Source organism: Flavobacterium algoriphilum, assembly GCF_048158655.1.
In the GTDB taxonomy this organism is placed as follows: domain Bacteria; phylum Bacteroidota; class Bacteroidia; order Flavobacteriales; family Flavobacteriaceae; genus Flavobacterium; species Flavobacterium algoriphilum.
On record NZ_JBLNKY010000001.1, the window covers coordinates 277525 to 303178 of the forward strand.

Sequence of the window (25654 nt, forward strand, 5' to 3'; positions counted from 1 at the left end):
CAACATGAAAAAAAATATAATAACCGGAATAATTATTTTAGGCGCAATAATAATCATCGCAGTAGTTTTAACAAACAATAAAAAAGAAAATGAAGCAAAAACAGCTATTGTAGCCGAAAAAAACGCCAGTGTTTCTGTTAAAATTGAAACGGTGAAAACGGAAGAAGTTTCACTTGATTTTTCAGCAAATGGAAATTTTGAGCCATTACAAGAGTTGAGTTTTTCTGCAGAAAAACCAGGAAGAGTAGTGCGTGTTTTAGTAGATGAAGGATCGACAGTGCGTGTAGGACAAACCTTAGCCATTATAAGAAGTGAACAGATTTCTTCGGACTTAGAAACAGCGCAAGCTTCCTATCAAAATGCATTAAGTGATTACAATCGTTTTGAAAATGCATACAAAACGGGAGGTGTTACAAAACAACAATTAGATCAGGCAAAATTAGGGTTAGTAACTGCAAAATCAAGATTACAACAAGCTAAAGTTAATATAGGTGATACTAATATCAAATCTACCATTAACGGGATTATAAACAAAAAATATATTGAGCCAGGTTCCGTTCTTGGAGCGGCAACTCAAATGTTTGACATTGTAAATGTTACTAGATTGAAATTAAAAGTTAGCGTGAATGAAAACCAAGTTGCCAGCTTAAAATTAGGAAACAATGTAAATGTTAAAGCAAGTGTCTATCCGGATGCTACTTTTTCAGGTAAAATTACTTTCATAGCCCCAAAAGCGGATTCCCGTTTAAACTTTCCTGTAGAAATAGAAATTGCTAATAATTCGTCTAATGATTTGAAAGCGGGTATGTATGGAACAGCTGAATTTGCTTCGAGCCAACAAAAAAAATCATTGATGATTGTTCCTAGAAATGCATTTGTAGGAAGTGTAAGCAGCAACCAAATATTTGTAGTAGAAAATGGAATCGCTAAACTAAAAACGGTTACTGCTGGAAGAATACTTGGTGATAAAGTAGAAATTTTAAATGGTCTTTCTGATGGTGATACCGTAATTGTTACAGGACAGATAAACTTACAAGACGGATATAAAGTAGATATTATTAAATAATTATTAATGGCAACAATGGTTCGTTAAAAACAATTGACCTTGAAATTATATGACCATTAATACTTAATAATCAACAATAAAACATATGAAATTAGCAGAAATATCTATAAAGCGTCCCTCCTTAGTAATTGTATTGTTTACAATGCTAATTTTAGGCGGACTGTTCAGCTACAGCCAACTGGGCTACGAATTAATTCCTAAATTCGAACAGAATGTAATTACCATTGCAACTATATATCCTGGAGCTTCTCCAAGTGAAGTTGAAAATACGGTAACCAAAAAAATTGAAGATGCCGTTGCTTCTTTAGAAAACATCAAAAAAATTGATTCTAAATCCTACGAAAGTTTATCTATCGTATCGATATCTTTGACTTCAACAGCCAAAGTTGACATTTCGATGAATGATGCACAACGAAAAATAAATGCTATCATCAGTGATTTACCAGATGATGCCAAGACGCCTTCGTTATCCAAATTCTCGTTGAGTGATTTACCAATTATGACTATTGGTGCCAACGGAAAAATGGACGAAGTAGCTTTTTATGACTTAATAGACAAAAAAGTGGCTCCCGTTCTTTCTAGAGTTGCAGGAGTTGCGCAAGTAAACATTATTGGAGGACAAGAACGTGAAATTCAAGTAAATCTTAATGCGGTAAAACTGCAAGGGTACGGACTTTCGGTTCCGCAAGTGCAACAAACTATTTTGAGTTCAAATTTAGATTTTCCAACAGGGAATATTCAAACTCGTGATCAAAAAATATTAATTCGTTTAGCCGGGAAATATAAAAATGTTGAAGAATTGCGACATTTAGTAGTCTCGTCCCAAAACGGAGTCCAAGTTCGACTTAGTGACATTGCAGATGTTCAAGATACCCAAAAAATTGCTGAAAAAATATCGCGTGTCGATCAAAAAAGTGCTATTGTTTTACAAATCATTAAACAATCTGATGCCAATGCGGTTGCCGTAAGTGAGGAATTGGTTAAAACCATTAATAAACTTACAACCGATTATAAAAAGAATGGATTAGAGCTTCAAATAGCTAAAGATAGTACCATTTTCACACTCGAGGCAGCTGATTCTGTTGTCCATGATTTACTTATTGCAGTACTTTTAGTTGCCTTTGTAATGTTGTTTTTCTTACACAGTATTAGAAACGCACTTATAGTAATGGTTTCTATTCCAGCATCATTAATTGCTACATTTATCGGGATTTATTTAATGGGATACACTTTAAACTTAATGAGTTTACTTGGACTATCTCTGGTAGTTGGTATTCTGGTCGATGATGCGATTGTGGTTCTCGAAAATATTTACAGGCACATGGAAATGGGTAAAAACCGTGTTCGTGCTTCCTACGACGGAACAGCTGAAATTGGCGGAACAGTAGTATCAATCACTTTAGTTATTGTGGTTGTGTTTTTACCAATCGCCATGAGTTCAGGTTTAGTTTCTAACATTATTACACAGTTTTGTGTAACCGTTATTATCTCAACATTATTGTCATTGGTAGCTTCGTTTACCATTATTCCTTGGTTGTCTTCTCGTTATGGAAAATTAGAACATATTGAAGGCAAAAATCTTTTTGGAAGAATTATCCTTGGATTTGAAAGCTATTTAACCCGTTTCATCAACTGGATTTCAAGTTTATTGACCTGGAGTTTAGACCACTACAAAACCACCTTAGCGATTGTTATTGTTCTGTTTTTCGGATCAACCATGGGATTGGTTGGTGGAGGTTTTATTGGTGGTGAATTCTTTGCAGCGTCAGATAGTGGTGAATTTTTAGTTCAAATAGAAATGCCAAAAGATGCGTCATTAGAGCAAACCAACTTTATGACACAAAAAGCAGAAGCATTTTTGAAAACGCAAGAATATGTTCACAGTCAAATTACAACGGTTGGTCAAACCAGTGAAGGCTTAGGAGGCTCCCAAGCAACAGCTTACAAAGCCGAGATTGATGTAAAAATGATTGAACAAAAAGATCGTACTGATGGAGCATCCGTTTACGCAGCAAAAATCAAACGAAAACTAGAAAAAGTACTGGTTGGTGCAAAAGTAAAAACGGTTCCGGTTGGTATTTTAGGAACAGCTGAAAATGCCACTTTAGGTTTAATTGTAACTGGACCAAACGTGGAAAGTGCCATGAAATTTGCCAAATTAGCAGAAGCTGAATTAAGAAAAATTCCTGGAACAACTGAGATTAAACTAACTGTTGAAGATGGAAATCCTGAAATTAATGTACAAGTTGACAGAGATAAAATGGCCCTTCTTGGACTTTCTTTGCAAACTGTTGGTTTAACCATGCAAACGGCTTATTCCGGAAATACAGATGGAAAATTTAGAGCAGGAGAATACGAATATGACATTAATATAAAATACAATAGTTTTGACAGAAAAAGTATTGAGGATGTTAGTAATCTAATTTTCATCAACGCTTCGGGTCAGCAAATTAAATTATCTCAATTTGCAACAATCAAGGAAGGTTCTGGACCAAGTCAGTTAGAGCGTAGAGACAAAACCCCTTCAGTAACGGTACAAGGTCAAAATGTAGGTGTCCCTTCTGGAACAATTGTAAATCAATGGCAAGAAAAGCTTGACAAGCTAGAGAAACCAACTGGTGTAAACTACATTTGGGGTGGAGATCAGGAAAACCAAAGTGAAGGTTTTGGAACATTAGGAATTGCATTATTAGCAGCAATTATCTTAGTTTATCTTGTAATGGTTTCTTTATATGACAGTTTTGTGCACCCATTTGTGGTATTGTTTGCTATTCCGCTTTCGTTCATCGGAGCAATGTTAGCCTTGGCGTTAACTAATAATACTTTGAATATTTTCACCATTCTAGGAGTAATTATGCTTATTGGTCTAGTGTGTAAAAATGCGATTATGCTAGTCGATTACACCAATCAGCGAAGAGCTGCAGGAGAATCAATAAGAACGGCATTAATTCAGGCCAATCATGCGAGACTTCGTCCAATTTTGATGACGACCATTGCAATGGTATTCGGTATGTTCCCAATTGCATTAGCATCTGGAGCAGGAGCCGAATGGAAAAATGGTTTGGCATGGGTAATTATTGGAGGATTGATTTCATCATTGTTTTTAACCCTGATTGTTGTTCCGGTGATATACGAAATTATGGAGAAATTAATTTCTAAATTTAGTAAAGGAGAAAAAACAGATTACGAAGCTGAAATGGTAGCCGATTATGTCCATACAGAATTGAGTGAAGATGGTTTTAATCCAAAACACACCGTGTAATCCTAATATTTAAAATCTCGTCCTAAAAAACGATACTCATTAATTAAACCGTTGCAAGAACATTCTTGCAACGGTTTTTTGTTTCAATATGATTTTGGCATTGTAAAAAGAATAAATATTTTCATGTTTCAGATTGTGTCTAATTAAAAACCCTATTTTTGTGACGAATTAATGTCCCTGTTTTTATTCAACTCCGATCAATATTTTACTCAGTCAATAACTAAGAGAACCCATGAATGACGTTTTTTCGATAAAAGAAGCCATCCATAAGATAGAGCATTTTTGTGCCTATCAAGAAAGGTGTCATCAAGAAGTGGTGCAGAAATTACGAACGATGAAGATGGATTCTGAAGAAATTGACACTATTATGGTGCATCTTATCAGTGATAATTTTCTCAACGAAGAACGTTTTGCCTGTAGTTTTGCAAGAGGCAAACACCGCATAAAACATTGGGGGAAAATCAGGATCGTAAACGAATTAAAGTCAAAAAAAATAACACAAACTCTTATCAATATTGCTCTAAAGGAAATCGCTCCTGAGGAATACGCGACAACATTTCACACATTGGCAGAAAGACATTGGGAATCTGTACGAGAAACTAATTTGATGAAAAAACGTAAAAAATTCTGTGATTATCTGTTACGCAGAGGATTTGAAAGCAATTTAGTCTTTGAAAAAGTCAAAGAACTGGAAATTTTAAAAGAAGAGTAAAAAGCAATTCATCCTAACTATAAACTCAATAGCACGCTTACCGCATTCCCACCAAAACCTACAGCATTAATTAATACTTTTCTAATGGGTTTTGTCTGTAATTGTGCTTCCACAAAAGGGACTCCGATGAACCTATTGTGTTGCATCATCATAATCGCCAATTCCATACTGAGTATTCCTGAAGCGCCAAAAGTGTGTCCAATCTTCCATTTATTGGTCGTCAATAAAGGAAGTTTTTCACCAAAGACTTTCTCAATAGCTTTATATTCTGTCAAATCACCTTTTATCGTTCCTGGAGCATGCATGACAATCACATCAACTTCAGATAAATCCGTATTTTGCAAAGCCATTTTCATTGATTTCTGGAAACAGGTCGCTTCTGCCGAAATGGAAATATTATGTTCCAAAATTTCTGTCGCATAACCAATACCTTCGATATAAGCCAATGCATTTTCTTTTTTACCTATTTCGAGACAACAAACTCCGGCACCTTCGCCAAGAATCATGGTGCTTTGTTTCTTTTCTAAGTCAAGCGCGCGATTGGGATACGTCTCGTCACTATTCGAATAAATTTTGAGCGCCCGCATTTGCGCAATCGTAAAATCAGTTAAAGGCGCTTCGCTACCACCAACCATAAATTTATCCGCCATTCCGGAGCGCAACCAAGCCACGCCATTCAGCACAGCGTGTAAAGCAGTCGAACACGTAATGGAATGTGAAATTTCCGGTCCTGAACTATGCAGATCATGGCTCACCCACGAGGAAATATTCCCCAAAGTAGTTGTAGGGGAAGCTAGTGTATGGGCTTTTCCTGTTTCTAAATATTCTTGATAGTGTTTTTCGAATAAATCTGTTGCACCGCGAGAAGAACCAATGTTGATTCCGAAAACATCATTTTGAGTCCAACCTGCATTTAGCATCGCTTTTCTTGAAGCCGCCATCGCATATAAAACGGACTTATCTAACGATTTGTATTTGTTATCTGATTCTCGTAATTCGTCAACAACTTGTTCTGAAGTAGTATCTAAAGTTGCTACAAAAGTTTTTTTATTATCTAAATTATGCTCCGTAAAACAATGATTTTCGTTGAGATAATTTTCCCAAATCACTTCTGGTGTAATTCCTAAAGGTGAAATGGAAGCAATAGCAGTTATAGAGATTGTTTGAGACAAAATAGTGTTGTTATTTAAGCGCAAAGGTCGCAAAGTTTTTGCAAAGTTCACGAGGGTTTGAAAATTTATACATTCAAAATACCGCTTTATTGTTATAAATTTAAGCTATTTCTAAAGCCTTTTCGACCACTTGATATACTTTTTGCAATTGCGTATCGGTAATAATATAGGGTGGTAAAATATAAACTATGTTCCCAACTGGACGCAGAATTATCCCGTTTTCAATAAAAAAATCATAGAGCTTGTTACGCAAGGTTCCATAATAACTGGCAGTACTCTCGGTTTTTATTTCTAAAGCAAAAATCACTCCGAGTACACGAGTGGTAGTTACTTTTGGATGGGTTTTTATATGTTGTTGAAAATCCAAATGCCTTTTATTTACTCGAATAATATGAGCTTGCATTGCATTGGTTTGCAACAACTCAAAACTTGCCAAAGCCGCCGCACAACCCGTAGGATTTGCCGTGAAAGTATGTCCGTGAAACAACGCTTTATTGATATCATCATCATAAAAAGCCTCAAAAATGTCTTGGGTAAAAGTGGTAATGGCCATAGGAATTGTCCCCCCAGTCAACGCTTTTGACAAACACATCATATCTGGTTTTTCTACCTGATAATCTGTAGCAAACGTTTTTCCTGTTTTTCCAAAACCGGTCATTACTTCATCAGCAATGGTTAGCACTTTATTTTGCTGACAAATTCGCATCAATTCATCTAACGCTTCCGGCTCATACATCACCATTCCTGCCGCTCCTTGAACCAAAGGCTCGTAAATAAAACCAGCGCAGTTATTATTTTTTATAACTGATTCTAATGCATCATAACTTTCCTGTTCTTCTCCTTCTACCGGAACCGGTATTCGAACTACATCAATGAACATCCCTTGAAAGGCCTGCGTATAAAACGAAATTCCGCTTGCCGCCATTGCTGCAAAGGTATCGCCATGAAAAGCATTTTCGAAAGCAATTATTGTAGTTCTCTTTTCCCCTTTATTGAAAAAATATTGCAATGCAACTTTAATTGCTACTTCAACCGCCGTAGAACCATTATCAGAAAAAAATATTTTTTGTTGGTTTTTTGGTAAAATTTCCATCAACTTCTCGGCAACCAAAATAGCCGGCTCATGTGTAAATCCACCAAAAAGTACGTGTTCTAATGTCGTGAGTTGTTTGTAAATCGCATCGGCAATGAATTTATTCGAATGCCCATACGGATTCACCCACCAAGAGGCTATTGCATCAATATATTCTTTATCATTTTCGTCCCACAGCAAAGCGCCTTCGCCTTTTTTAATGGCAATGGGTAACGCTGCAGTTTTGTGTTGTGTATAAGGATGCCAAAGATATTGGTTGTCTCTTTCGGTTAAAGTCATTTGAATTTTTGATTAACGATTAACGATTTCAGATTTTAAAATTAGAAGTTACAACTCCAACAGTTTCTCCCGAAACAAATCAGCATATTCTTTTATTACATTTTGGTCAAAATAGGGTTCTTGTTCAATTCTTCCAATGCATTTTATACCTGTTTTATTCAAAATTATTGTTTCCGTAGCTTTGTTTTCTTCTCCACTAAAGATGATTCCCGCAATGTTTATTTTTCGGTTCTGCAGCGCTTCAATCGTGAGTAAAGTGTGATTGATACTTCCCAAATAATGTCGGGAAACAACAATTACTTTATAATCGGGTTGAATCAAATCAATAACCAAATCCTTGTCGTTCAACGGGACGAAAACACCTCCAGCTCCTTCAATTACTAAATGATTAGCTGTCTCAAGCTCCGTAATTTTCTTTAAATCAATAACAATTCCGTCTAATTCTGCTGCTAAGTGTGGACTTGCTGGCGTGTTCAAAGCATAACTATTAGGATGGATTACCGTCTTTTTATTAGACAAAAACGATTTGATTTTATGACTGTCCGAATTTTCTAAATCGCCAGCTTGTATGGGTTTCCAATAATCCGCCTCTAAAGCTTCTGTTATAATGGCTGATGCAATGGTCTTGCCGACATCGGTTGAAATTCCTGTAATGAATAGTTTCATATATTATAATTTTACCTTTCAGGGTTTGAATCCTTATAAGGTGTTTTAAACTAAAAAACAAAGGTACTCAACAAACGCAACACTTCAGAGATTTCTTCTTTTGAATTAAAGCTGTGCAAACAAAATCGCAATCGTTCCTGACCTTCGGGAACGGTTGGTGAAAGTATCGCCTTTACATCAAAACCTTTTTCTTGTAATTTTTGGGCTATGGATTTAACATTTTCATTCCCCGGAATAATAGCGGATTGTATGGCTGATTTACTTCGAACAAACAACTGTTTTAACCCCAATAAATTCTTCTCCTGATTGAAATGAATAATATTTTCTCGAAGCAGTGCTATATTTTGTTTCTCTTTGTCTAAATAGTGGTAACCCATCAAAATTGTGGCCACCGAATGTGGTGAAAGTCCCGTAGTGTAAATAAAACTTCTGGAAAAATTTACTAAATAATCCCTCAATTCTGGAGAGCCTAAAATGGCAGCGCCATGACATCCCAATCCTTTTCCGAAAGTCATAATCCGGGCGAATACCTGATCTTGCAGATTTAAATTCTGAACCAATCCTTCCCCTTTTTCTCCAAAAACACCCAAGGCATGCGCCTCATCAATAACTAAATAACAATTGTATTTTTGGGACAGATGAACTAATTCTTCAAGATGGGGCGTATCCCCGTCCATCGAAAAAACAGATTCGGTTACAATATAAATGACTGTGTTTTGATTTCGAAGAATTAATCGTTCCAAATCCTCAAAATCATTGTGATTGAATTTATACCCTTTGGCATTCGACAATTGAATCCCATCTCGAATGGAAGCGTGACATAATTCATCAAATATAATTAAATCCCCTTTTTGCGGAAGCGAACTAAAAAAACCAATATTAGCGTCATAACCTGAATTAAAAATTAATGCCGATTCAGATCTATGAAACTGTGCTATGAAGTTTTCGGTTTGGGTATATAGCTTATGATTTCCAGATAATAATCTGGAACCAGTCGCACCATTTTGAATCTCATTGTTGTCAATTAAATACCGGTGTGTTTCGTGAAAAATAGTTTCTAATTTGGATAATCCGAGATAATCATTGGAAGCAAAATCAATCCCTTTACTCGATAAAGGCAATTGTCGCAAAGCATTGTTTTGCTTTCTATTCTCCAATTTAGCGGATAGATTTTTTGGAAATTTTCTCATACTTCACAAAAATAAGCATCTTTTCCGGTTTATATATTTTGTACCATTTTTGTTTTATACATTTTTAAAATTAAATTAATTTTAAGGTATTGATTCTGTTTTTAAATCACATTACATTTTTCATAAAAATTAAATTCTTTAAAAATTAACAACTAAAAAATAATAGTCGAAACATAATTAATAAAAATTTACGAAAACGGTTTCGATTCAACCTATTGTTAAAAATATGTTAAAATTATATTAAAATTTACTTCAAAAATATTTCATTGTAAAATAGTTTTCTACTTTCGGCGATTATGAAACGAATTCCATCACTTTTCTTATTAGTAACATTGTTTTACAATGTTCTGGGATACTATCTGATGTTTGCTTATCAAGAAGAGCAAGCATGGGTGACCCGTATGGAAAAAGCACCTAATTCAGAGATGCATGTAATACAATTAAATGCTACTTTATATTCTTTCATTGAAGACACTGATTTTGAATATGTAAATGAAGATGTCGTTATTAACCATAAAAATTATCATATTTTTAAGAAAAGAATTCAAAACAACATTCTAAGCCTCTATTACCTTCGCAATTCACATCAAGATGCAATAGGGAAAGACTTAAAAGACATTGTTGACAATCAATTATTCAACGGATCTTCTTCTAAAGAGACACCTTTAAAAAAACTGATGAAATCTTTTCTACAAGATTACATCCCAAACAATTCTGTCGCGGTTGATTTTTCTCCAAAAACAGCTATAGGTTCTATTATACCTATCATTTTGCCAAACCAGGCATTAGATTCCGGATACATTTCCTTATCGTATTCTCCACCAGACATCGCTTAATTTTTCTATTTTTTTAGTGAAACAATTCCCTTTATTTGGCATTTTTTTAGTCAAGATAATTCATGATTACTTTAGCTAAGACCGTACACTTATTACAATTTTATTGAAAATTAAGCCCATTACAAATACAAAACAGTCTTTTTGTATTTTCTTAAATCACTTTTTTAAAAGGACTCACAGGCGTATTTTACATTTAAATTCTGTTTTATTTTGTATGACTAGGTTTCAGAATCATGGGTTAAATTCATTTCCAAATTCAAAAATGAATTTCTAAAGGAGCTGTTTATTTCTAAAGAATCACTCTTTTCATTTTTCCGCGTAAAATCAAACGAAACTTTTTGGGCGAAAGCCAAAAAACAAATCTTGTTTTACAACAATAACACTATCAATTAACTTCTGTTTTTTCAACAACAATCCTTTTAGCAAGAAGTGGTTGTTGGCATATTTAACACTATTAACCATTTTAAAAAAACAAACCTTGAAAAATTTATCTGCTATAAAATCCGCTTATATTTTTATCTTATTCCTTACAATTGCTTTTAGCACCCAAAACATGACTGCACAAGGTTGTGTAGCTGTGCGCCAAATGGGAGGTCAAAATTTAAACACTTCAAATTCTTACAATCTTGATAGTGGTGCATTTCAAGTAGGAGCAAATTATCGCTATTTTCACTCTTGGAGACACTTTATTGGTAAAGAAGAACAACGACAACGTCAACTAACAGGTGGTGGATTTGATGCAAACGGAAAAGAACGTGGAAATGCAGTAAATATCTATTCTCATGCCGTTGATTTAAATATTTCTTATGGATTAACCGACCGTATTCAGCTAAACGCAACATTACCCTATGTAAACAATGAGCGTTCTCAAATACTGAGACAAACAACACCTGTAAAAAACACATACCGTTACAGTGTTTATGCTGAAGGAATTGCTGATGCTCGTTTAAGCGTTAACTATTGGGTTGTTGATCCAAAAAAAGCCGAAAAAGGAAATATTATGGTAGGATTGGGTGTAAAATTAAACAATGGTAGTCATGACCGAAAAGACGATGCTCCACAAACTGATGGAACCACCAAAAGTGTTGTAATGGATCAAGCCATACAACCTGGAGACGGAGGCCTAGGTTATTCAATAGAACTTCAAGCATTCAGACAATTAACAGGACGCCTATATGGTTTTGCTAACGGATATTATTTGTTTAATCCAAGAGAATCAAACGGTACATTTAAATCAGCCCCAAAAGCAGGTTTGGAAGGATACAATATTTATGCATCTCCTGATCAATATTTTGGTCGTGCAGGTTTTATGGCTGCAGTAGATAAAAAAGAAAATTTCACTATATCATTAGCTGGACGATTTGAAGGAATCCCTGCTTACGACGCTTTTGGCGGCCAAGTGGCGTATCGCCGTCCTGGATATGTTATTGCAGTTGAATACGGCTTTTCATACCGAATAGGAAAACATGGTTTCAGTTTTTATATTCCTTATAATGTTGTGAAAAATCGTATTCAAAGCGCTGCCGATATTGCTGATCAAAATTTACAGAATTCAGTAATTACAGATCCAAGTAAATATGTACACATACAAGGAGATGCGGCATTTGCAGACTACTCAATCAACGTAGGTTATTCGTATCGTTTCAATTTAAATAAAAAAATGAAAGTAACTATGAAGCATTAGATTAAAGTTAAAAACAGAAGACAAGGCGCCTTACTTATTCTTTAGAAAAAGATTTAAAATCAAAAGATTACATATGCTATTTTATAATTAAAATATTTATTAAAATGAAAAAAAAATACCTGCTTTACCTATTATTAGCGCCTATTTTCATCAATGCCCAAACAGATATTGACGGCATCATGATGAGCAAAAATAATTTTTGTGTAGGAGCAATATATCAATACAGTAGTTGGGATCAGTACTGGGAAGGCAATTTTAAAAGAGAGAATCTAAATCTTGGCACCGTATCAACAAAATCAATTAGTCTTATGGGAAACTATGGTATCTCTGACAAACTGAATGCAATTTTCAGTGTGCCGTATATAGAAACCAATGCTTCAGCAGGAACCATGAAAGGTCAGAAGGGAATACAAGATCTTTCGCTTACGCTAAAATACATGCCATTAGAAAAAACAATTGGCCAAGCAACTTATTCCATTTATGCTTTAGGAAGTTTTACTGCTCCTTTATCCAATTATTCTGCTGATTATTTACCGTTGAGCCTTGGTTTAAGGAGCAAAACAGCTTCATTACGTTTAATGGGAGATTATCAGCGAGGAAACTTCTTTACGACAATATCAGCTGCTTATGTAAAAAGAGCAACTATAACTATCGATAGAAATGCGTATCTCACTGACGAAATCCATTATACAAATGAAGTAGATATGCCTGATGCTATTTCGATAAATTTTAGAACTGGTTATCGCTCTACTAGGTTAATTGCCGAATTTGTAATAGACAATTGGGTAACTCAATCTGGAGGATTTGACATTACAAAAAACAATATGCCTTTTCCAAGTAATACTATGAATGCATTAAAATATGGCATTAATTCTAAATATACATTTAAAAAAATACCCGAATTATCTCTTGTAGGTGGATATAATTATATAGTAGAAGGAAGAAACGTGGGAAAATCAGACACCTTCTATGGCGGTGTATTTTATGTGATTAATTTTAAAAAATAAGCAAACAAGATGAAAAATAATATACAAAAAACAGTCTATACTACTCTTTTAGCTTTATTCCTTGCCTGTAGCTATTCGTGTAGTGATGATATTACGGAACGAAACGAAGAATTTCGCGCTTTAAACCCAATAAATACAGACGATTTAGCGGGAACCTGGAAAACTTTTTTATTGACTGCCCCAAACGAATTTGCACTAGATGTACCCGTTGCCACAAACACACCAGCTTTTACCAGAGAAATTAATGAAATAAAAAGTTACCAAGTCAACATATCAGCAGATCAAAAAAGATTTATAAAATATTGGAGCGCTGGTGGTGTTTTACGTTGGAATGAAATCATGCGAACTTTAGTAGCTAGACATAATCGTCCTCCTTATCAAAATGAAGATGGAACTTATCCTGCACCATCGGGGGCAAATCCATTTGCAAATCCCCAATTTCCTTTTTCAAATCCACCATATGCAGCTAGAGCCTATGCCTATGTAAGCGCAGCCCAGTATGATGCAATGATTGCTACTTGGTACTATAAAAAATTATACAACAGAGCAGCTCCTTTTAACGTTGACGCAACTTTACAAGTTTTAATTCAAAAAAGCACTATGCCTTCCTATCCTTCCGAAGATGGTGTCCTATCTGGTGTCACAGTTGAATTATTAAAATTATTGTTCCCAACTGAAATTGCATACATTAACGAAAAAGCGGAAGAACAAAAACTATATCGAATTATAAGCGGCGCCAATGTTCGCAGTGATGTAGAAGCCGGCATCATTTTAGGAAGAAAGATTGCAGCAAAATTTATTACCAGAGCTGGAGCAGATGGAGCTGCGGCTGCGATAGGAAACCAGGCCCTTTGGACACAATTAGAAACACAAACTGCAGCTACTGGAGAAACGCCTTGGCGATCATTAGATTTACCTGCAAGACCGCCAATGCTACCCTTATTTGGCAAAGTAAAATCGTTTCTCATGACTCCTGAAATGGTTCTTGCCAGCCGACCTATTCCACCTCCAGCTACAAAATCAGAACAATTTGCAAAAGAATTAACTGAAATAAAAAATTATAGTACTAATCCATCTCGAAAGAACATGGAAATTGTTACTTTTTGGGCTGATGGTGTAGGAACTTACACACCACCTGGTCACTGGAATGCTATTGCATCAGAGACATTTGTAGATCAAAATTATAGTGAAGTACGATGGGCAAGAAATATGGCATTATTGAATATTGCAATGATGGATGCTGCTATAAGCTGTTGGGATGCTAAGTATACTTATTTTAATCCAAGACCATCACAAATGGACCCTTCTATAAAAACAATTACTGGAGTTCCTAATTTCCCCTCCTATGTGTCGGGGCATTCTACTTTTAGTGGTGCAGCCTGTGTAGTTTTATCCCATTTCATTCCTGCAAAAGCGCAAAATTTCATAAACATGGCAAAAGAAGCATCTGATTCTAGAATGTTTGGCTGTATTCATTACAGAAGTGATTGTGAGAAAGGACTTGAATTAGGCAAAAAAGTAGGTGCCTTTGCTGTTGCAAGAGCCATTACGGATGGTGCTGAATAAAATAATTAAGGTTGATAATTTATTTTAATGGTTGTTTAAATATCTCATTTTATCAATTACAGCCTAACAGACGTTGGAAATCTATTAGGCTTTTTATTTTTCAGATTTAAAGTTTAAAATAGAAAAAATATTTTCTGATCAAAAAAAAAGAAATACATGACCTAAAATTTCATTATGAAAACAACATTCAACTCGTTTTATTTTAGATTTAGTAAAAAAATGGAAAAACACAGTATCAATATAATGCGAATTTCTCTTGCTATTGTTTATGTCTGGTTTGGTGCTTTAAAAATTTTCGGTATAAGCCCTGCAGGTGAATTAGTTGAAGAAACTGTGTATTGGTTTAAACCAGAAATATTTATTCCAGTTCTTGGCATTTTTGAAGTAATTATAGGTCTTGGTTTGCTCATAAAACGATTCATACCTTATACAATTGTATTGTTATTGATGCATATGGCAGTTACCTTTTTTCCAATTTTCATACTAAAAACAATTTGTTTTGACGCTTTTCCATACTGTCCTACTCTAATCGGCCAATACATTATTAAAAATCTTATCTTAATTTCGGGAGCCTTTGTAATTGCAGCAAAATATAATGAAAAGTATTATGCCGAAATGAATTCGAAACTACTTATAAAATAGTTGTCAAAACATAACTTCTAAATAAAACCTTTAAGGGAGTTTATAATCGGACATAAAAAAAGCCTAACGGTTGCGTTAGGCTTTTACTTATTATAATGTAAATTTCTTTAGTCTGCTAAAATGATAACTTTATTATCTTTCATTTCAATTGTTCCTGAAATGATCGCTAAGGTATAATTTTGATCATCTAATTTCATGAATTTACTTGCGACTTCTTTTGCGAAAGCAAAACTAGAAGCTGTAATTTTCACAACACCTTTTCCTAATATAGAAACGATTGGCGCGTGGTTATTCAAAATTTGAAAGCTTCCATCCACTCCTGGCAATGTAACCGAAGTCACTTCTGCTGAAAATAATTTTGCTTCTGGTGATACTATTTCTAATAACATAATTATGAGTTTTGAATTATGAGTTATGAGTTTTCAAAATTTGAAAGAACTCATAACTCATAACTTATAATTTTTAAGCTTCCGCTAACATTTTTTCTCCAGCTTCGATTGCTTCTTCAATAGTACCTTTAAGGTTAAAAGCTGATTCTGGCAAGTGATCTAATTCACCGTCAATAATCATATTAAATCCCTTTATAGTATCTTTAATATCAACTAAAACTCCTTTCAATCCTGTAAATTGCTCCGCAACGTGGAAAGGTTGAGATAAGAAACGTTGTACACGACGCGCTCTTGAAACGGATAATTTATCTTCTTCAGATAATTCTTCCATACCAAGGATCGCGATGATATCTTGTAATTGTTTGTATTTTTGTAAAATTTCTTTTACTCTTTGTGCACAGTCATAATGCTCATCACCTAAAATTTGAGGAGTAAGAATTCTTGAAGTTGAATCCAATGGATCCACTGCAGGATAAATACCTAATTCCGCAATTTTACGAGACAAAACTGTTGTTGCATCAAGGTGAGCAAAAGTTGTAGCTGGAGCCGGATCCGTTAAATCATCCGCAGGAACGTAAACCGCTTGTACAGATGTAATAGAACCTTTGTTTGTTGATGTAATACGCTCTTGCATCGCACCCATTTCAGTAGCCAATGTTGGTTGGTACCCTACTGCAGATGGCATACGACCTAAAAGTGCCGAAACCTCAGAACCTGCTTGTGTAAAACGGAAGATATTATCCACGAAGAATAATACATCTTTACCTTGATCAGTTCCTGCACCATCACGGAAATATTCCGCAATAGACAATCCAGAAAGTGCTACACGAGCACGAGCTCCTGGAGGCTCATTCATTTGTCCAAAAACGAAAGTAGCTTTAGACTCTCTCATTCCTGGCATATCTACTTTAGATAAATCCCATCCTCCATTTTCCATAGAGTGCATGAATTCATCCCCGTATTTTATAATTCCTGACTCTAGCATCTCACGAAGTAAGTCATTTCCTTCACGTGTTCTTTCTCCTACTCCTGCGAATACTGAAAGTCCACCGTGGCCTTTTGCAATATTGTTAATCAACTCCTGAATCAATACTGTTTTACCAACACCAGCACCACCGAACAATCCAATTTTCCCCCCTTTTGAGTAAGGCTCAATTAAATCAATTACTTTAATACCTGTGAACAAAACCTCAGAAGAGGTCGATAAATCTTCAAATTTAGGTGCTTGTCTGTGAATAGACATTCCGTTTTCACCTGTTTTTGGCAAGTTCCCTAAACCATCAATGGCATCTCCAATTACGTTGAATAAACGACCGTAAACATCGGCGCCGATTGGCATTTGGATAGGATTTCCTGTTCCAACTACTTCATAACCCCTACTCAAACCATCTGTTGAGTCCATCGAAATGGTACGAACGGTGTTTTCACCAATGTGAGATTGCACTTCAAGTACCAATAAAGTACCATCTTTTTTTGTGATTTCTAATGAATCATAAATTTTTGGAAGTTCAACATCCTTACCGTTGAAAACAACGTCAACTACTGGGCCAATGATTTGGGCAACTTTTCCTATTACTTTTGACATTACTTATGTATTTATTAAATAGCTATTTAGGTTTATGAAATAATCCCAATCGAAACTTATCGATTAGACACTTTTTTCAGTGCGCAAAGATAATTTTTTAAAATATAAAATCAATATTTTTTTTTATAAAAAACAGCATAATTTTAATGCTTTGTATTTAATATTGTTTTAAAACAAACAAAAATCTATTATTTGGATAAAAATAAAAAGCCACACGTTATAAAACGGGTGGCTTTTCAAGTCTGACCAAAATACGATTATTGAATTATGGCTGGGTATAATATTGGATAACGACTTAAATCAACCGGTTTTAATGTTGAAGAATATTTAGCATTAATGGCAGCCATAAATGCATTTGCTATCAAAGCATACCCTCTAGGGCCGGGGTGAACACCATCAAGCGAGAATGCTCCACCAGTTACATACGTAGACGTTAATGTAAAACTATTACTTACAATTCCACCACTTGATAATTGAGTCATAATCACTTTTGTATCAACAAAAGCCAATCCTTTAGCATCAGCGATTGTTTTTATAGAGACATTATAAGCATCAGTAGCAACTTTAATTTCGGCAACTTCAGTTGGCACTAACACATGCTTATCTTGTAATGGATAGGTAATTCCGAATTTATTTAAAGGTGATGATGGCGACATTCCAATACCAGAATCAGTTGCAGTAGGAGCTACACCAATTGCAGATTGTGTTGGCAAAAGCACTAAATCTGCAGCAGTAGCTTGACGAGCTTGTCCAAAAACATTTCCATAAAAAGTTGCAGTAGCCTCACCCAAACTTGGAGTAAAGGCTGCCTTTAATTGAGCCGACAAATTTACCAAAAACTCATCTTTTATCAACATTGGATTAGCAGCTGTTGCAGAAAGAAGGTTAATTCTATCTCCCGCTCCAAATTTCGTTAAAACTTGATTTAATGGCCCATACAATTGAGCATTCAAAGCAGCAATCGTAGCCTGACCTATAACTTCGCTACCTCCACCAAGAACTTTAGCCGTCAATGGATTGTAAGGAACCGTCGTAAAATACGGAAGCGTATTTACATAAGGCAGGTTTGCAACTACTCCTTTTGAGCCATTCGCCGTTAAATTAGTAACTAAACCAGAATAAACATTTGCAAAAACAGTAGGATCTGTTATATCATTACCACCATAAGTCGCTGGATTTAAATTTCCGGTTTGATTTACACCAATACCTCCAGATGTCGCATAACCCAAAACATCATTACCACCAATCCATAAAGAAAAGAAAGTAGGCGCTTGAACCAAAGCATCCGCTAAAACTGTTGTTCCAGAGGCAGTAGCAAATCGCGCAAAATAAGGATTTGCAGCACCAGTAGCAACACCTGCAACATTTCCATATCCTGAAGCCAAAAGATGATAACTTTTTGCCCCAGGAACTCCTAAATTATTAAATGGCCCTGTAATCTTAGTCGTCACTTGAGTCGTAGGAGTCCCACTAACCGGCACAGGCCCTTTACCGTTAAAATACAAACGAACACCAGCTATTACATTTCCCCCTAAAAGCAACCCTCCAACATTATCCGATGTAAAAGGCGTCTTAAATTCACCCCCTCCAGCTGCTGCAAATTGTTGCGATAGTATAGTAACATAAGAACCCTCTTGTCCTTTTTTGAAAAGGGCCCCATCACTATATCCAGCAGCAAATGAATCCCCTAACGCTACATATTTTGAAAAACTCGCTGTTCCAGAAGTGACTGGCTCTTCAACAACTACTGTATTGTCATCATTATTACATGCTACAAAGCTTAAAGAAACCAATAGTAGCCATTTGAAATTTTTTATCATGGTTGTGTTTTTTATATTATTGACTTCATTATGGGTTGATTGTCCAAGAAGCAAAAAATTGCTGCCCAATTAAACCCGCACCTAATACTTGAGTATATTCTTTTCCACCAATATTCGAAGCTCCTAGTTTAAGCGTTGATTTTAGTTTTGGCATATTGTAATTAACTTGCGCATCAATTACTGTAGCTGAAGCAATCATACCATCAACCATTGTAGATTGCCACAAATACGCGGTATTCCATCTTCCACTTACGTTAAATCCAAAATTACTGAATAATTTTTCGTTTCCAAATGATGCTTTAACTCTGTGTTTTGGTGTATTAAAACCTGCTTCAAAGCTTGGATCTTTTTCTTGATCGAATTTAAATTCCGCATAATTATAGTTCACACCAACTTCAAAATTTCTATATACTTTTTTAGAAAGCCCTAGACCAAAACCAAGTGATTTAATCTCTATGTTAGTATTCGTATACAATTGATATGCTCTGTAATTACCATTTTGAAGTGCATGCAAAGATTGAGCTCCCGAATCTGTAGGCCCTGCTAAAGGATTTGGAGAATCTGCTGCTGTACCGTAAAAAGGAGCTACAACATTTAAATTTCCGATAAAATCATTATAAATATTATAATATCCATTAACGTCAATAGACACATCTTCTATAAAAGAACGATATCCAATTTCAAATGCCTTAACCTGTTCCGGTTTTACATAATCCACATTTGTTTTTCTCAACAAAGCCGATCCAGCCACAGGATTACTGGCCGCTAAAGCACTAAATGCGTTTACAGAGGAAGCCGTATAGGAATTATTATACGCATTCAAACCAGTCATAACAACCGAAGTTCCACCAGCAAAAGCTTGCCCGGCAACTGTAGAAACTGGCAAAGTTTCGCTGTATCTCGTTAGATTATCTGGAGCGGAACCAAGTAGTATAGCACTTCCTACATTAAACCCAATGTATTGATCTTGTGTTGATGGATTTCTAAAGCCTGTTTGAAAAGACGCTCTAAAGTTATGTTTCTTGCTTTCACCGCCAGAATATACTAGAGATATTCTAGGAGAAACACTACCATTGAAATTTTTTGATTTATCATAGCGAACAGATCCTGTAAATTTCAATCTATCTTCTATAAATCTTTTTGTCAATTGCGTATAAGCACCATATTCATTGTAATTAATAGGACCATTTGCATCGGTATAAATTCTACCGTGAGAATTTAATTCATAAAGTCTAAAAGACCCTCCAACTTGGATCTCAGCAAATTTTATAATGTCTTTAAAATTATAATTAGCGTCACTATGATATATTTTAGAATTATCAACTAGTCTTGAACCAGTAAGTACACTTGGCTCATTAATTACACTATTAAAAGCAGCTTTAAATTCAGGAGTACCAGGAAGAAATCTTCCGGTATCAGCCGTATTTCTTGCTATTATGTGTGCATTTTCAGGCGCCATTCCTGCTAATGTAGATTGAATATAAGCTCCTGCATATTGCCCAAACCACGTTTTATCATCTTTCCATTTTCTATTGATGTTTATTCCCGTAAAAAGCATATCATACGATTTCCCTCCATCCTCATTAGTTGTATAACCTCTTACAAAGAAGTTTTTCCCTTTTATTTCTAATTTATGCTGTTGCATAAAAAAATCATTCAGATAATATCTATTGGCTCCTTGATATACTGCGTTTCCGAAACCAAATTTACTTTGCCAAATAACTTCTAAATTTTCATTCCCAAAAGGTCTATAATGAAGAGAGAAATCAATTTTAGTATTACTTGCTTTGTTATCTGTTAAATCCACTTCATTGTATCCTGTTCTACTAACATTATAATTTGGAAGTAAATTAACAGCTCCTGCTGGTATTAAACCCAAAGAGGCTAAAGATTGTCCAACTCCTTTTATATTAGTCGTAACTTCATCACCATAAACATTAATACCATCATAATTTACGTTGCTTCTATCTCTTCCCGCAACCTTCTTGTCATCATAGTTTGTAGCATGCCAATCCGTACCATGCATATAAGTGAAATTAACTTTTCCAGCTAATTTCGGACTAAACGCATGCGCCATTCTCACTCCATAATCAACGAAATCGTTTGACCCTGCAGCATCTTGAACAGTCTGTCCAAACTTTGCGTAAGCAGTAATTCCCTGACTTGTAAAAGGGTTTTTACTATTCATAAACAAAATACCGTTAAAAGCATTTGCACCATATAATGCAGACGATGCTCCAGGCAACAACTCTACGCTTTGAACATCAATTTCAGAAACACCAATCATATTTCCTAATACAAAATTTAATAATGGTGAAGAGTTATCCATACCGTCAACCAACTGCATAAAACGGGTATTTGCAACAGTAGCAAAACCACGTGTATTTATTGATTTAAAAGACAAACTACTCGTATTCATTTGTACTTCCTTCAAGTTTTCCAAACCATCATAAAAAGTTGCAGATGCACTCTTTTTAATATCCGCAATGCTCATTCTTTCAATTGTAACTGGAGATTCTAATACTCTTTCTGGGGTTCTTGAAGCAGAAACTACAATCTCATTCAGTTTTGTTTCTTCATCAGCAAGCTTAACCATAACTTTTTGATTATTTGACGAAACAGTTATTTTTTTAGAACCATAACCTACGCTGGTAACATAAATCACATAAGGTGGCTTTAATGATGAATTTAAAGTAAATTTTCCATCGATGTCGGTAATACTACCAGCTGTTTCTCCAACAATTTTGATGTTGGCTCCAGGAATCGGTTGATTGCTACTGTCTGTAACAATACCTGAAATTGAATTTTGAGCAAAAGTAAGGCTACAAAAAAACAATGACAAAAAAAGTAAATACACTCTCATTCGGTTATAATTTGTTGGTTTATAATGCCAAAGTACAAATATTTTTGATATTATTAAAAAACTGCCATTAAAATTTAATAATTATCAATGATTTTGACTCATTTGAACTTATTCTACATTTTACGTATTCTGTATTTTGTAAAAAATTAAGTAAAAAAATCAAAATAACATTATGCATGCATATAATAAATACATTAATCTTAATAATTTTATTAATTATTAGCTATTCAATAAAAATGAACAGATCGAAAAAAAAAATGATTTTTAAAGATGTTTTTTAAATTAGCCAAAACAAAACATAAAAAAACCTCGAAAGAAAAATCTTCCAAGGTTTTATCTATTTAAAATAAATAATATCTTACTATTCTACTGTGACTGATTTAGCTAAATTACGCGGTTGATCTACATTACATCCTCTCATTACGGCAATATGATAGGATAAAAGTTGTAAAGGAATCGTAGTGATTAGCGGAGACAATGCATCTGAGGTTTCAGGTATTTCAATTACATAATCTGCCAATTCACGAACCTGAGTATCCCCTTTGGTTACTATTGCAATAATCTTTCCGCTTCGGGATTTAATTTCTTGAATATTACTTACAATTTTATCATAATGACCCTGTTTTGGTGCAATAACGACAACAGGCATATGTTCATCTATTAATGCGATCGGACCATGTTTCATTTCAGCAGCAGGATAACCTTCGGCATGAATATAAGATATTTCCTTAAGCTTCAATGCCCCTTCTAGAGCTACCGGAAAGTTATAACCTCTTCCTAAATACAAACAGTTAGGTGCATCTTTAAACACAGCTGCAATTTCCTTTGCCCTGTCATTTGTTTCTAAGGCTTCTTTAACTTTTTCAGGAATAATTTCTAATTCTTGCAAATACCTGTGGAAATCTGTGTTTGACATTGTACCTTTAGCTTTCGCCAAACGCAACGCCATCATTGTCAACACAGTGATTTGTGTGGTAAATGCTTTTGTGGAAGCAACCCCTATTTCAGGTCCCGCATGAGTATAAGCCCCTGCATTTGTTTCTCTAGAAATAGAAGAACCTACAACATTACAAACCCCAAATACAAAAGCACCATTCTCTTTTGCTAATTTTATCGCAGCCATTGTATCAGCCGTTTCTCCTGATTGCGAAATTGCAATAACGATATCTTTACTATTTATTATAGGATTTCTATATCTAAATTCAGAAGCATATTCTACTTCTACCGGGATTCTAGCAAACTCTTCAAATATATATTCTGCTACTAAACCTGCGTGCCAAGAAGTACCACATGCTACTATTATTATTCTGTCAGCATTTAAAAATTTTTCTAAATTATCCTCAACTCCTGACATTTGGATAATTCCTTCATTTGCATGAAGTCTTCCACGGTAAGTATCTTTTATAACATCTGGTTGTTCGTAAATCTCTTTCAACATAAAGTGATCGTAACCTCCTTTTTCAATTTGCTCCAAGTTCAATTGAAGTTCTTGAATATACGGATCAACTAAAGAATCATCTTTGATTTTTCTTACTTTCATTGGTTTATGCAGCCTGATATTTGCCATCTCACCATCTTCTAAATAAATAGCATTAGAAGTATATTCAATAAATGGAGAAGCATCAGAAGCTATAAAATATTCCCCTTCTCCTACACCAATTGCTAGCGGACTTCCTAAACGTGCCGCAACAATTTCGTCAGGATTCTTTTTATCAAAAACAGCAATTGCATAAGCACCAACCACTTGATTCAGAGCTACCTGAACTGCTTTACCAATTTTAAAATTTTCTTTTTTCTGAACTTCTTCTATAAGATTTACAAGAACTTCAGTATCCGTGTCAGAATGAAAGACATATCCTCTTTTCATTAACTCCTTTTTTAATGGAGCATAATTTTCAATAATTCCATTGTGAATTATAGCCAAATCACCTGAATTAGAAAGATGGGGATGCGAATTAACATCGTTTGGAACTCCATGTGTTGCCCAACGGGTATGTCCCATTCCTATAGTTCCATTTATTGAGATTTCTTTAGTAGCCCTCTCTTCTAAATCTACAACTTTACCTTTAGTTTTAGAAATTTTCAAGTTCTCGCCGTCATATAACATAACACCAGCACTATCATAACCTCTATATTCTAATCTTTTTAGCCCTTTTATGACAATAGGGTAAGCTTCTCTATATCCGATATATCCAACAATTCCACACATAATTTTTACTTAATTAGGTTTTGTATAAAAAATTTCAAGTTTTAATCTTTTGTCCTCCGGAACTGTTGCTTTTCCCCCATAAAGAATGGTTCCTAGTGGATTCATCACGCTTGCTTTTGGAGCTTGAGAGATAAATGCATTTGGAGTTTTCATTTTATAAGAAGCAATAGTAGTTATATCTTCCGTAACTACAATACCTAATTTAACATTTGTCGAATCGGCATTTCTAATAAGATTTCTGATCTGATTTGTAATTCTGATTTTATATGTCAATCCTCTTTTAGATGTAACATCTGTATTTATATTACCATCAAATACTAATTTTGATTGTTTAGCATTAATACTTGTGGTCGCATCATTATAATAATCAACAACAGGTCTGTTATTTGTTAAGTCATACAAGTAAACTCTTTTTGGCTCATAACTATTTGCCATTGCACTTGCATCTATATGGAAAACTAGATTCGCTTCATTAACCAACCAACCTTTACTTTTTATGTTTTCAAGTTCACCGGCAGTACTAAAAAGATTTAAAACAGCAAGAGAACCTTCTCCGCCCTTTAAATATAATTTTTCATCCCCAGCTGAAGTACTTCCTGTATTTGGCAACGCATTATAAGCAAGCCCACTGCTTCCAAAATTATTATTTAACAAACTCACGGAATTTCCAGTCATATTAAGAACTATACTTTTTTTAACTCGTGTTACTGTTGTAACACCACTTACTGTAGTAGATAAATCCTCATTATAATTGATGGTGATTTTTCCAGCTTTAAAATTTAACATAGCTAAATTTCCGGCGCTACTTCCTGATTTTTCCATTTTAAAGTACAATCCTCTAAAGTACTCCTTGAAAACATCATTTGTCGCTAACTTACCTGCTGCGACAGCGTCAATAATTCTAGTTTTAAAATAGCTTTTATTCAAATTTAATTGCATTCCCGGAGGTGTTCTTGCCGTCGTAACAACTTTTGTAATAGAGTCAGTTGAAGTTACAACATGTTCCGCAGAGTCAAAGAAGAAATTATCGTTCTGAGCCAAATTCGAATCCGTATTTAAACGACTTCCAACTTTCACATTGTCAAAATCTGCGTTTTGATTTGTAAAATATTTTTGAGTTTGTTGAAATCCACCTACAGGATCAGTATCTCTCATGTAATACCCGGACTCATGCACACTTAATTTCATTGGTGCCTTATCCGCTCCATAAATCGAATCTAATGTATAAACATGGCTACCATCTGTATTTGTAACTGTTTTTGAGGTATTATAATAATATGGTATTGTCAAAACCACGCTTACCACATGAGGTCTGGTGCTAACAGCAGTTAAAATAGATGACAAAATCAATTGCGTATTAAAATTGGCAGTAGTTTCACCAAAATTAGGATTATTGTAAATTCCTAATGGATTTACAGGAAGATCATTAGACTGAATAGGTCCAATTTTCTGATTGTAAGCTACTACACTTGATGTATACTTGCTAAGATCAAAATGGTTATCACCAATTAAATCACCGCCAATAACATTATAATCTTTATCACATGAATACAAAAGAATAATGCTAGCCAAAACCAGCATTTTCTTGAAAAAAGAATTATTGTACATATTTA

General features: G+C 34.7%; 18 protein-coding genes. 8 read left to right on the top strand and 10 right to left on the bottom strand.

The window, feature by feature from the left end; all coding sequences use genetic code 11:
- The first annotated feature begins 4 nt into the window (after positions 1-4).
- From ACM55G_RS01205 to ACM55G_RS01215, 3 genes are all read left to right on the top strand, one after another.
- A complete protein-coding gene (locus ACM55G_RS01205; RefSeq protein WP_416842073.1) occupies positions 5-1066 on the top strand; it encodes an efflux RND transporter periplasmic adaptor subunit in 1062 nt (353 codons plus the stop codon).
- 85 nt (positions 1067-1151) lie between these two features.
- Positions 1152-4328 carry an efflux RND transporter permease subunit gene (locus ACM55G_RS01210; protein WP_416842075.1) on the top strand — a complete coding sequence of 1059 codons (3177 nt, stop codon included), beginning with the start codon at positions 1152-1154 and terminating at the stop codon, positions 4326-4328.
- 232 nt (positions 4329-4560) lie between these two features.
- The gene (locus ACM55G_RS01215; protein WP_416842076.1) at positions 4561-5040 is read left to right on the top strand and encodes a regulatory protein RecX; all 480 of its coding nucleotides are present in this window, start codon (positions 4561-4563) and stop codon (positions 5038-5040) included.
- 17 nt (positions 5041-5057) lie between these two features.
- Here ACM55G_RS01215 and ACM55G_RS01220 read toward each other — a convergent pair whose 3' ends face one another.
- The 4 genes from ACM55G_RS01220 to ACM55G_RS01235 form a co-directional block, all read right to left on the bottom strand.
- Positions 5058-6212, bottom strand: a complete 1155-nt coding sequence (locus ACM55G_RS01220) for a beta-ketoacyl synthase N-terminal-like domain-containing protein (protein ID WP_416842077.1) — start codon at positions 6210-6212, stop codon at positions 5058-5060.
- A gap of 100 nt (positions 6213-6312) precedes the next feature.
- The gene (bioA, locus tag ACM55G_RS01225; protein WP_416842078.1) at positions 6313-7584 is read right to left on the bottom strand and encodes an adenosylmethionine--8-amino-7-oxononanoate transaminase; all 1272 of its coding nucleotides are present in this window, start codon (positions 7582-7584) and stop codon (positions 6313-6315) included.
- A 48-nt stretch (positions 7585-7632) separates the two neighbouring features.
- Complete coding sequence (bioD, locus tag ACM55G_RS01230) at positions 7633-8250, bottom strand: dethiobiotin synthase (protein ID WP_416842079.1); 618 nt, start codon at positions 8248-8250, stop codon at positions 7633-7635.
- Between the two features lie 50 nt (positions 8251-8300).
- Entirely contained in the window at positions 8301-9440 is a 1140-nt protein-coding gene (locus tag ACM55G_RS01235) for an aminotransferase class I/II-fold pyridoxal phosphate-dependent enzyme (RefSeq protein ID WP_416842080.1), read from the bottom strand.
- Between the two features lie 296 nt (positions 9441-9736).
- Between ACM55G_RS01235 and ACM55G_RS01240 the strand changes: the two genes are divergently transcribed.
- From ACM55G_RS01240 to ACM55G_RS01260, 5 genes are all read left to right on the top strand, one after another.
- Positions 9737-10276, top strand: a complete 540-nt coding sequence (locus tag ACM55G_RS01240) for a hypothetical protein (RefSeq protein ID WP_416842081.1) — start codon at positions 9737-9739, stop codon at positions 10274-10276.
- A gap of 478 nt (positions 10277-10754) precedes the next feature.
- Complete coding sequence (locus tag ACM55G_RS01245) at positions 10755-11960, top strand: hypothetical protein (protein ID WP_416842082.1); 1206 nt, start codon at positions 10755-10757, stop codon at positions 11958-11960.
- A 104-nt stretch (positions 11961-12064) separates the two neighbouring features.
- Positions 12065-12967: a hypothetical protein gene (locus tag ACM55G_RS01250; RefSeq protein ID WP_416842083.1), complete on the top strand. Its 903-nt coding sequence runs from the start codon at positions 12065-12067 to the stop codon at positions 12965-12967.
- A gap of 9 nt (positions 12968-12976) precedes the next feature.
- On the top strand, positions 12977-14533 hold the full coding sequence (locus ACM55G_RS01255) for a vanadium-dependent haloperoxidase (protein ID WP_416842084.1): 1557 nt from the start codon (positions 12977-12979) through the stop codon (positions 14531-14533).
- Positions 14534-14707: 174 nt separating this feature from the next.
- On the top strand, positions 14708-15175 hold the full coding sequence (locus tag ACM55G_RS01260; RefSeq protein WP_416842085.1) for a DoxX family membrane protein: 468 nt from the start codon (positions 14708-14710) through the stop codon (positions 15173-15175).
- Positions 15176-15282: 107 nt separating this feature from the next.
- Here the strand turns inward: ACM55G_RS01260 and ACM55G_RS01265 are convergent, their stop codons facing one another.
- From ACM55G_RS01265 to ACM55G_RS01290, 6 genes are all read right to left on the bottom strand, one after another.
- Positions 15283-15564, bottom strand: coding sequence for a FoF1 ATP synthase subunit delta/epsilon (locus ACM55G_RS01265; protein WP_416842086.1), 282 nt, complete (start codon positions 15562-15564; stop codon positions 15283-15285).
- A 73-nt stretch (positions 15565-15637) separates the two neighbouring features.
- Positions 15638-17149 (bottom strand): F0F1 ATP synthase subunit beta, encoded by a 1512-nt coding sequence (atpD, locus tag ACM55G_RS01270; RefSeq protein WP_073352327.1) that lies wholly within the window; start codon positions 17147-17149, stop codon positions 15638-15640.
- Between the two features lie 257 nt (positions 17150-17406).
- On the bottom strand, positions 17407-18969 hold the full coding sequence (locus ACM55G_RS01275) for a G-D-S-L family lipolytic protein (RefSeq protein ID WP_416842087.1): 1563 nt from the start codon (positions 18967-18969) through the stop codon (positions 17407-17409).
- A 28-nt stretch (positions 18970-18997) separates the two neighbouring features.
- A complete protein-coding gene (locus ACM55G_RS01280) occupies positions 18998-21832 on the bottom strand; it encodes a TonB-dependent receptor domain-containing protein (protein WP_416842089.1) in 2835 nt (944 codons plus the stop codon).
- 361 nt (positions 21833-22193) lie between these two features.
- Positions 22194-24041, bottom strand: a complete 1848-nt coding sequence (glmS, locus tag ACM55G_RS01285; RefSeq protein ID WP_416842090.1) for a glutamine--fructose-6-phosphate transaminase (isomerizing) — start codon at positions 24039-24041, stop codon at positions 22194-22196.
- A gap of 9 nt (positions 24042-24050) precedes the next feature.
- Positions 24051-25649 carry a DUF4270 domain-containing protein gene (locus ACM55G_RS01290; RefSeq protein WP_416842091.1) on the bottom strand — a complete coding sequence of 533 codons (1599 nt, stop codon included), beginning with the start codon at positions 25647-25649 and terminating at the stop codon, positions 24051-24053.
- Positions 25650-25654 lie beyond the last annotated feature (5 nt).

What these genes read in the sequence shown, in the direction of transcription:
- ACM55G_RS01205 (WP_416842073.1), top strand. Translation starts at nt 5, where the DNA reads ATGAAAAAAAATATAATAACCGGAATAATTATTTTAGGCGCAATAATA.
- ACM55G_RS01210 (WP_416842075.1), top strand. Translation starts at nt 1,152, where the DNA reads ATGAAATTAGCAGAAATATCTATAAAGCGTCCCTCCTTAGTAATTGTA.
- ACM55G_RS01215 (WP_416842076.1), top strand. Translation starts at nt 4,561, where the DNA reads ATGAATGACGTTTTTTCGATAAAAGAAGCCATCCATAAGATAGAGCAT.
- bioA (WP_416842078.1), bottom strand. Translation starts at nt 7,584, where the DNA reads ATGACTTTAACCGAAAGAGACAACCAATATCTTTGGCATCCTTATACA.
- bioD (WP_416842079.1), bottom strand. Translation starts at nt 8,250, where the DNA reads ATGAAACTATTCATTACAGGAATTTCAACCGATGTCGGCAAGACCATT.
- ACM55G_RS01235 (WP_416842080.1), bottom strand. Translation starts at nt 9,440, where the DNA reads ATGAGAAAATTTCCAAAAAATCTATCCGCTAAATTGGAGAATAGAAAG.
- ACM55G_RS01240 (WP_416842081.1), top strand. Translation starts at nt 9,737, where the DNA reads ATGAAACGAATTCCATCACTTTTCTTATTAGTAACATTGTTTTACAAT.
- ACM55G_RS01250 (WP_416842083.1), top strand. Translation starts at nt 12,065, where the DNA reads ATGAAAAAAAAATACCTGCTTTACCTATTATTAGCGCCTATTTTCATC.
- ACM55G_RS01255 (WP_416842084.1), top strand. Translation starts at nt 12,977, where the DNA reads ATGAAAAATAATATACAAAAAACAGTCTATACTACTCTTTTAGCTTTA.
- ACM55G_RS01260 (WP_416842085.1), top strand. Translation starts at nt 14,708, where the DNA reads ATGAAAACAACATTCAACTCGTTTTATTTTAGATTTAGTAAAAAAATG.
- ACM55G_RS01265 (WP_416842086.1), bottom strand. Translation starts at nt 15,564, where the DNA reads ATGTTATTAGAAATAGTATCACCAGAAGCAAAATTATTTTCAGCAGAA.
- atpD (WP_073352327.1), bottom strand. Translation starts at nt 17,149, where the DNA reads ATGTCAAAAGTAATAGGAAAAGTTGCCCAAATCATTGGCCCAGTAGTT.
- ACM55G_RS01275 (WP_416842087.1), bottom strand. Translation starts at nt 18,969, where the DNA reads ATGATAAAAAATTTCAAATGGCTACTATTGGTTTCTTTAAGCTTTGTA.
- ACM55G_RS01280 (WP_416842089.1), bottom strand. Translation starts at nt 21,832, where the DNA reads ATGAGAGTGTATTTACTTTTTTTGTCATTGTTTTTTTGTAGCCTTACT.
- glmS (WP_416842090.1), bottom strand. Translation starts at nt 24,041, where the DNA reads ATGTGTGGAATTGTTGGATATATCGGATATAGAGAAGCTTACCCTATT.
- ACM55G_RS01290 (WP_416842091.1), bottom strand. Translation starts at nt 25,649, where the DNA reads ATGTACAATAATTCTTTTTTCAAGAAAATGCTGGTTTTGGCTAGCATT.